This window comes from Pseudomonas sp. LS_2 (assembly GCF_042709235.1).
Taxonomy (GTDB): Bacteria; Pseudomonadota; Gammaproteobacteria; order Pseudomonadales; family Pseudomonadaceae; genus Aquipseudomonas.
Window position 1 is genome coordinate 343,647 of record NZ_JAVAYC010000002.1, and the last position, 8,361, is coordinate 352,007.

General features: G+C 64.3%; 8 protein-coding genes and 1 pseudogene. 2 read left to right on the forward strand and 7 right to left on the reverse strand.

From position 1 onward, the window contains the following. Positions 1-71 precede the first annotated feature (71 nt). The 5 genes from RAC97_RS03410 to minC all read right to left on the reverse strand — a co-directional run bounded on the left by RAC97_RS03410 (position 72) and on the right by minC (position 4,163). A complete protein-coding gene (locus tag RAC97_RS03410; RefSeq protein ID WP_375098309.1) occupies positions 72-1,361 on the reverse strand; it encodes a M18 family aminopeptidase in 1,290 nt (429 codons plus the stop codon). Between the two features lie 145 nt (positions 1,362-1,506). Then, entirely contained in the window at positions 1,507-2,142 is a 636-nt protein-coding gene (locus RAC97_RS03415) for an RluA family pseudouridine synthase (protein ID WP_375098310.1), read from the reverse strand. A 95-nt stretch (positions 2,143-2,237) separates the two neighbouring features. Continuing rightward, entirely contained in the window at positions 2,238-2,492 is a 255-nt protein-coding gene (minE, locus tag RAC97_RS03420) for a cell division topological specificity factor MinE (protein ID WP_375098311.1), read from the reverse strand. A 3-nt stretch (positions 2,493-2,495) separates the two neighbouring features. Continuing rightward, positions 2,496-3,308, reverse strand: coding sequence for a septum site-determining protein MinD (gene minD / locus RAC97_RS03425; protein WP_375098312.1), 813 nt, complete (start codon positions 3,306-3,308; stop codon positions 2,496-2,498). A gap of 93 nt (positions 3,309-3,401) precedes the next feature. Continuing rightward, positions 3,402-4,163: a septum site-determining protein MinC gene (gene minC / locus RAC97_RS03430; protein ID WP_375098313.1), complete on the reverse strand. Its 762-nt coding sequence runs from the start codon at positions 4,161-4,163 to the stop codon at positions 3,402-3,404. A gap of 111 nt (positions 4,164-4,274) precedes the next feature. Here minC and RAC97_RS03435 point away from each other — a divergent pair, with 111 nt between their 5' ends. Both RAC97_RS03435 and RAC97_RS03440 read left to right on the forward strand, forming a co-directional pair. Beyond that, entirely contained in the window at positions 4,275-5,210 is a 936-nt protein-coding gene (locus RAC97_RS03435) for a lipid A biosynthesis lauroyl acyltransferase (protein WP_375098314.1), read from the forward strand. A 63-nt stretch (positions 5,211-5,273) separates the two neighbouring features. Next, positions 5,274-6,419 (forward strand): annotated as a pseudogene (locus RAC97_RS03440) (patatin-like phospholipase family protein). Between the two features lie 43 nt (positions 6,420-6,462). On the opposite strand, the gene RAC97_RS03445 reads toward RAC97_RS03440, so the two are convergent. Continuing rightward, complete coding sequence (locus tag RAC97_RS03445) at positions 6,463-7,284, reverse strand: VacJ family lipoprotein (protein ID WP_375098315.1); 822 nt, start codon at positions 7,282-7,284, stop codon at positions 6,463-6,465. Next, on the reverse strand, positions 7,277-8,361 hold a 1,085-nt coding region (locus RAC97_RS03450; protein WP_379671402.1), incomplete at its 5' end, for a serine/threonine protein kinase. The genes RAC97_RS03450 and RAC97_RS03445, both read right to left, overlap by 8 nt.

Consider the following 8,361-nt stretch of genomic DNA (forward strand, 5'->3'; position numbering starts at 1 on the left):
GCGGCTAATCCCGCTCCTCCAGATGCATAACGCGTAGGAGCGGGTTCAGCCGCGAACCAGGCGTCACGCGCTCAGGGCAGCTCGCGGCTGCGGTAGAAGGCGGTCAGCACCTTCACCAGGTGCGCCAGGTCCTGGCTGCCGCACAGCTCGCGAATGGAATGCATGGCAAAGGTCGGCAGGCCGATGTCCACCGTGCGCACGCCCAGGTGGCTGGCGGTGATCGGGCCGATGGTCGAGCCGCAACCCATGTCGCTGCGTACCACGAAGCTCTGCACCGGCACTTCCTCGGCCATGCACAGGTGACGGAAGAACCCGGCGGTTTCGCTGTTGGTGGCGTAGCGCTGGTTGTTGTTGACCTTGATCACGGGGCCGGCGTTGAGCTTGGGCCCGTGGTTGCCGTCGTGCTTGTCGGCATAGTTGGGGTGCACGCCGTGGGCGTTGTCGGCCGAGACCAGCAGCGAGCGCTGGAGGGTGCGTACGTATTCGTCGCCGTCGGGCAGCAGGCGTTGCAGGGTCTGCTCGAGCATCGGGCCGTCTGCGCCGCACGCCGAGCACGAGCCGACTTCCTCGTGGTCGGTGCACACCAGCACGCAGGTTTCGCTGCTGTCGCTGGCCAGCAGCGCTTGCAGGCCGGCGTAGCACGACAGCAGGTTGTCCAGGCGAGCGCCGGCGATAAAGTCGCCGTTCAGGCCCAGCACCGCAGCGCCCTGGGTGTCGTAGAAGCTCAGCTCGTAGTCCAGCACCACATCGGCATTCAGCGCGTGCTCGCGGGCCAGTTGCTCGGTGAGCAGGGCGCGGAAGTCGACGCGCTCGTCCCCTGCGACCTGCGCCAGGATCGGCGGCAGTTCGTTCTGCGGGTTGATCGGCCAGCCTTCGTTGGCGGTACGGTTGAGGTGGATGGCCAGGTTGGGAATGATGGCAATCGGCAACTTGAAATCGACCAGCTGGCTTTCCACTTTGCCGTCGCGGCGGAAGGTGACGCGCCCGGCCAGCGACAGGTCGCGGTCGAACCATGGCGCCAGCAGGGCGCCGCCATACACTTCCACGCCCAGTTGCAGGAAACCATGGCGTTGCAGCTCAGGCTGCGGCTTGACCCGCAGGCAAGGGCTGTCGGTGTGCGCGCCGACCATGCGGATGCCGCTGTGCAGTGGCGAATCCTTGCCCAGCTGGATGGCGATGATCGACGAGTCGTTACGGGTTACGTAATAGCGCCCGCCGGGCACCGTGGCCCAGCTGTCGCGTTCGTCCAGGCGCTGGTAGCCCGCAGCCTCCAGGCGCTTGGCCAGGCTTGCGGTGGCGTGGAAGGGCGTGGGGGAGGCCTTGAGGAAATCGATCAGGCCTTGGTTCAGGGCGTCGCGCATAAGTCACTCCAGACAGCAGTGGCGCGAGTTTAACGTAATTGCTTGAGAATTTGTGTCGCCCTCTTCGCGGGTAAACCCGCTCCCACAGGGCGGTAGAGAACCCTGTGGGAGCGGGTTCACCCGCGAAGAGATCTACGCCGATTGCTCAGAACGGCGCAGGACACTCGAACTTCACCCGCTCCCCGGAAACCGGGTGGGTAAAGCTCAGCATGCTCGCATGCAGGCACAACCGCTCATGGGCGGCCAGGGCCTCAGGGTTGGCATACAGCCGATCACCCAACAGCGGGTGGCCGATCGACAGCATGTGCACGCGCAACTGGTGCGAGCGCCCGGTAATCGGCGTCAGTTCCACCCGGCAGTAATCGCCGCAGCGCTCGACAATGCGCCAGAAGGTCAGGGCGTGTTTGCCCTGCTCGTGGTCCACCACATGGCGTGGCTTGGTGGGTGGGTCGTAGCGCAAGGGCAGGTCGATGCTGCCGCTGTCCAGCGCCGGCTGGCCCCAGCACAGCGCGGTATAGGCCTTCTCGGTCTCGCGGTCGTGGAACTGGCGGGACAGTTCGCGATGGCTGTCGGCGTCGCGTGCCAGCAGGATGATGCCGGAGGTTTCCCAGTCCAGGCGGTGCACGATCAGCGCATCGGGGTAGCCGTTTTCCTGCAGGCGGGTGATCAGGCAGTCCTTGTTGTCCTCGGCACGGCCTGGCACCGACAGCAGCAGGGTCGGTTTGTTGATCACCAGGATGGCGGCGTCTTCGTGGAGGATCTGGATGTTCGACAGCGGCATTGCTAGGTCTCTGATAGAAATTGGGGCCGCTCCGCAGCCCTTCGCGACGGTCTGCCGCGAAGGGCTGCGGAGCAGCCCCAATGTTCAAGACCGGATCAACGATCCGGCAAGGTGATGTTCAATTCCAGGATCGAGCAGTTGCCCTGGTTCTCCAGTGCCACCTGCACGTCATCGTTGCCGATATTGACGTACTTGCGGATTACTTCGACCAGCTCCTGTTGCAGCGCCGGGAGATAGTCAGGGCTGCTTCGCTGGCCGCGCTCGTGCGCCACGATGATCTGTAGACGCTCTTTCGCCACCGACGCACTGGTCTGTTTCTGTCTGCCACGAAAGAAGTCAAAAAGGTTCATGGTTTATTTGCCTCCAAACAGACGCGCGAAGAATCCTTGCTTCGGCACTTCGATGAAACGCAGCGGGATTTCCTTGCCCAGGAGGCGGTCGACCGTGTCGCTGTAGGCCTGGCCGGCATCGCTCTGGTCGTCGAGGATGACCGGAATACCCTGGTTGGACGCCTTGAGTACCGCCTGGGATTCGGGAATCACGCCCTTGAGCTTGATCGCCAGGATCTCCTCGACGTCGGCGATGCTGAGCATTTCGCCGCGCTCGACGCGCTCGGGGTGGTAGCGGGTGATCAGCAGGTGTTCCTTGATCGGCTCTTCGTTGTTCTCGGAGCGGCGCGACTTGCTCGACAGGATGCCCAGCATGCGGTCGGAGTCACGTACCGAGGAGACTTCCGGGTTGGTCACCACGATGGCCTCGTCGGCAAAGTACATCGCCAGGTGCGCGCCTTTCTCGATACCGGCCGGGGAGTCGCAGATGACGTAGTCGAACTGCTCCTTGAGCTCCATCAGCACTTTCTCGACGCCTTCCTGGGTCAGGGCGTCCTTGTCACGGGTCTGGCTGGCGGCCAGCACGTACAGGTTCTCGAGGCGCTTGTCCTTGATCAGTGCCTGTTGCAGGTTGGCCTCGCCGTTGACCACGTTGACGAAGTCGTACACCACGCGGCGTTCGCAGCCCATGATCAGGTCGAGGTTACGCAGGCCCACGTCGAAGTCGACGATGACGGTCTTGTGCCCGCGCAGTGCGAGGCCGGTGCCGATGGCGGCGCTGGTGGTGGTCTTGCCCACACCCCCTTTGCCGGAAGTAACCACGAGAATCTTGGCCAAGGTGTTTCACCCCTAAATAAACGGGACGCGCGTCCCTGCGAAATACAAAAAGGCAACAGGAAAAGTTGCTCTAAAAATGACGGCAAGTATCCGTTAAAGACGGGTGATGTTCAACACGTCACCGGTCAGGCTGACCTGCACGCTGGCACCCCACAGCGGGTCGCGGCGCAGGTCTTCGCAGACCTTGTACTGGCCAGCGATGGACACCATTTCCGCGGTCATCTGCTGGCAGAAGATACGCGCTCGGGTGTTGCCCTTGATGCCTGCCAGGGCACGGCCACGCATGGCGCCGTACACATGGATGTTGCCATCGGCGAGAAGTTCCGCGCCGGGGCTGACCGAGGCGGTCACGATCAGGTCGCCACCCTGGGCGTAGATCTGCTGCCCGCCGCGTACCGGCGAGGTGATGATGCGGGTTGGGCGCACCTCGGGCTCAGCCGCAGCCGGTGGCGGGGTTGGCGCAGGCTCGGGCTTCTTCACCTCGGGCTCTGGCTCGAGCGGGCGCTCGCGGGCGCCGGAGGGCGGCAGCACCGGCAGATCGATGGCAATCGCCGCGGCGATGTCCTCGATGCGGCTGGCGCGAATGGCCAGGGTACGCAGGCCATGGTGGCGGCAGATGCGCATCAGCCCCGGAAGATCGATCGCGCCTTCCTCGGCCGGCAACTTGTCGAGCGCCAGCACCAACGGCGTGTTGCTGAAGAAATTGGGGGCCTGGGCCACCTTCGCCGCCAGTTGCCGGTCGAGGGCTTCGAGGTCGTTGCGCGCCAGTTCCAGCACGGTAATGGCAAGCATGCTGCCCTTGAGCTGGAACACATTGGCGGAGTCGGGTGTCTGGTTGGGGCTCATGGTCTGCATAGACGGCTTGTAACGAAAAAAGTGCCCTGACTTATAACGATAACGCCGGTTACCCGCAACAGCAGGCGAACCGATGTAGAATGCCCGGCCTTTGTCTTTGCGGATACATCCATGGAACGCCCGCGTTTTCGTCGCCTTTTCCTCCACCCGCGCTTCTGGGGCCTGTGGCTTGGCCTGGGCCTGCTGTGGCTGGTGGTACAACTGCCATACCGTGCCCTGTTGGGGCTCGGCAAAGGCCTGGGCGCGGTGATGTACCACCTGGCCGGTGAGCGTCGGCGCATTGCCGCACGCAACCTGGAGCTGTGTTTCCCGGCACTTTCCGACGACGAACGGCAGCGACTGCTCAAGGACAATTTCGCCTCCACCGGCATCGCCTTCTTCGAAATGGCCATGAGCTGGTGGTGGCCCAAGGCCAGGCTCGCGCGCCTGGCGCACATCGAAGGCCTAGAGCATTTGCAGGCCGCCCAGCAGGAGGGGCAGGGCGCGATTCTCATGGCGGTGCATTTCACCACCCTGGAGATCGGCGCGGCGCTGCTCGGCCAGGTGCACACCATCGACGGCATGTACCGCGAGCATGGCAACCCGGTGTTCGACTTCATCCAGCGCCGTGGCCGCGAGCGCCACAACCTCGATTCGCTGGCGGTCGAGCGCGAGGATGTGCGCGGCATGCTCAAGCTGCTGCGCAATGGCCGGGCGATCTGGTATGCCCCGGACCAGGATTACGGCACCAAGCAGAGCCTGTTCGTGCCGCTGTTCGGTATTCCTGCAGCGACGGTGACCGCTACCACCAAGTTTGCCCGCCTGGGCAAGGCGCGGGTGATCCCCTTCACCCAGAAGCGCCTGGAGGACGGCAGCGGTTATCGCTTGGTGGTACATCCGCCATTGGCCGATTTCCCGGGTGAAAGCGAGGAGGCCGACTGCCTGCGCATCAACCAGTGGGTCGAAGGTGTGCTGCGCGAGTGCCCCGAGCAGTACCTGTGGGCGCACCGGCGCTTCAAGTCGCGGCCCGAAGGGGCGCCGCGGCTGTATGACAAGAAGAAACGCTGATCGATGCGGTGTCGGTGCCTGCGAACAGGCCAGTACTGACAACGGGTGACTAAGGAAGGAACAATGGCCCCACCCCCCACCACTGGCTTGATCCTCTCCGGCGGCGGTGCCCGCGCCGCCTACCAGGTCGGCGTGCTGGCCGGCATCGCCGAATTGCTGCCATGCTGCCACCAGGCGCTGCGAACCCCTTTCCGGTTATCGTCGGCACTTCGGCCGGCGCCATCAATGCCGTGACCCTGGCCAGCGGAGCGCTGCACTTTGGCGAGGCGGTGCAGCGTCTCACGGCCTTCTGGCAACATTTTCGCAGCCACCTGGTGTTGCGCAGCGACTGGCCTGGAGTCATTCGTCGGCCACAGCCTGCTGGGTATCGGTAGCCGGGCCCCGGTGGCGCTGCTCGACAGCAGCCCGTTGCGCCACTTGCTGAAAGAGCACCTGGACCTTGACGGCATCACCCATGCCCTGGCGGCCGAGCAATTGCGCGCCATTGCGGTGACCGCATTCGGCTATGAGTCGGGGCAGGCGGTGACCTTCTACCAGGGCCGAGGCACCATCGAGCCCTGGCTGCGCCACCGGCGTGTCGGCGTGCCGACCGCGCTCGGCATCGATCACCTGCTGGCAAGCTCGGCGATCCCGCTGCTGTTCGCACCGGTCAGGCTGGGCGAGGAGTACTTCGGCGACGGTGCGGTGCGCCAGTCGGCACCGATCAGCCCGGCGCTGCACCTGGGCGCCAGCCGCGTGCTGGTGGTCGGGGTGAGCGGCAACCCGCAGCGCCCGGCCGCGCCGTTGCCGACCCAACGGGTGTTCAGTGGCCAGCAGCCGAGCCTGGCGCAGATCGGTGGGCATATGCTCAACAGCACCTTCATCGACAGCCTCGAGGACGATATCGAGCTGTTGCAGCGCCTGAACCACCTCAGTCACCTGATGCCCGCGCACCTCGACGCCAGGCGCCTGGGCCTGGCGCCGATCGAGGTGCTGGTGGTGGCGCCCAGCCAACCCTTGGACGAGATCGCCGCGCGGCACCGGCGCGACTTGCCCGCCGCGCTGCGCCTGTTCCTGCGGGGGCCGGGGGCGACCAAGACCAGTGGTGCGGGGGTGCTCAGCTACCTGTTGTTCGAGGCCGGCTATTGCAGCGAGCTGATCGAGCTGGGGCGCCGGGATGCCTTGGCCAAGAAGCGCGAATTACAGCAGTTTCTGGGGTTGCCGGGCTGAACCCAGCGCCGCGAACGGGCCGCAAAAGCGGCCCTTTTTACATTCACTCGGCAATCTGCAACTTGCGCGACTGGGTGTACACGTACCGCACCTTCTCGTATTCGAACGGCGAGTTGGTCTGCCCGTAGCGGAAGTTGGTGCTGTAGCGCCGGTCCACCGCCCGCAGCAAGGTGATCTCGAAATGGTCGCTGCTGGCTTCGGCCACATTGAGGAAGTTGGCCTCCTTCTCAGCCACGTAGTCCACCGCCAGCCCCGTGGTGTCGCGCAGGTTCGATGGCCCCAGGATCGGCAGCATGATGTACGGCCCCTCCGGCACGCCGTAGAAACCCAGGGTCTGGCCGAAATCCTCGCCCTGGCGCACCAGCCCCATCCTGGTAGCCGGGTCCCACAACCCACCCACGCCGATGATGGTGTTGAACATCAACCGCGCGGTGGTCGTCGCGGCGCGCTCGCCCTTGAGCTGCAGCAGGCTGTTGAACAGGTTCGGCACCTCGCCCAGGTTGTTGAAGAAGTTGCTCACTCCGGTGCGCACGAAGCTTGGGGTGATGTAGCGGTAGCCATCGACCACCGGCAGGAACACCCATTGGTCGAAGCGGTAGTTGAAGTGATAGATGCGCCGGTTCAGCGACTCCAGCGGGTCGTAGATGTTCAGCGCCTCCAGGGTCGAACGCTCGAACTCGCGCTGGTCGAGGCCGGGGTTGAATTTGAGTTCGCGCAGCGGGTTCAGGAAACCGTCGTTTTCCACCGCCGGCGTGTCGAGCGCATCGGCTTCGACCACGCTGGTACGCGGTGCGACTTCCGCCGCAAGGGCACTGGCGCTGGCGAACAGGGCCAGGCCCAGGGCAAGGATCAGTTTTTCAGCCACGGAAGAACTCCAGCATGGCGTCGCTGTTGACGCGGTAGTTGAGGTTGCCGCAATGGCCGCCATGGGGGTAAAGGGTCAGGCGATCGCCGAACACCTGGCGCAGGAAACCGATGTCGCCGGGGCCGAGGATCACGTCGTCGGCGTTGTGCATCACGGCGATCTTCTGGCTGCTGCCCAGGTAGTCCTTCAGGGCGTAGAGACTGACCTGGTCGATCAGTTGCAACAGGCTGTTGCCGTCGGTGCGCGCTCGCCACATGGGGATCACCTGCTCAGTCAGGTAGCAGTCGAAGTCGCACTGCAAGGCGCGCTTGAAGAACGGCGTGAGGCTGCTGCCTTCGGTGATCGGGTATTTGGGCGGAATGATCAGGCCGCGGCGGTTGATCAGGTCGGAGGTAAAGGCGATGTCGGCGGCCGAGAAGCGGAACGAGGTGCCGATCAACATTGCCATCTGCTCGTTGGACAGGTGCTGGCGCGACTTCTGGAAGTCGTACAGCAGGGCTTCGTTGAGGTCGACGTAGCCCTTGTCCTGGAAATAGCGGGTGAGCTTTTCCAGCATCAGTTCGTAGAACGTGGTGCTGCGGTCGATGCCCTTGACCTGGGTCTGCACCAGTTTGTCGAGGTTGTTGATCGAGGTATAGAGGTTCACCGGCGGGTTGAGCAGCAGTACGCGCTTGAAGTTGAAGCTGCGCCGGGTTTCGTCCAGTTGGCTGACGAACGCTGCGTTCAGCGCCCCCAGGCTGTAGCCGGTGAGGTGGAACTCGCTGACCGGCAGGCGTGGGTGCTGGGCGCGCACGCCCTGCATTACCCGGTACAGGTCTTCGGCGTCTTCGCGGCTGATGCCGGGGGTGGCGAAGCGCGAGGCGGCGCTCATGAAGTCCCAGCTGGTGGGCGAGGACAGTTGCACGACGTGGTAGCCGGCCTGGTAGAACAGCTTTTTGAGGTATTCGGCGATGCTGCTCGAATAGGGCGCGCCGGTGCCGGCGATGATGAAGATCAGCGGGGCTTCATGGTCCTGGCGGGCCAGGCGGTACTTGAGCGTCTTCACCGGCCAGAAGTTGTCGGGCAGGGTGAATTCGC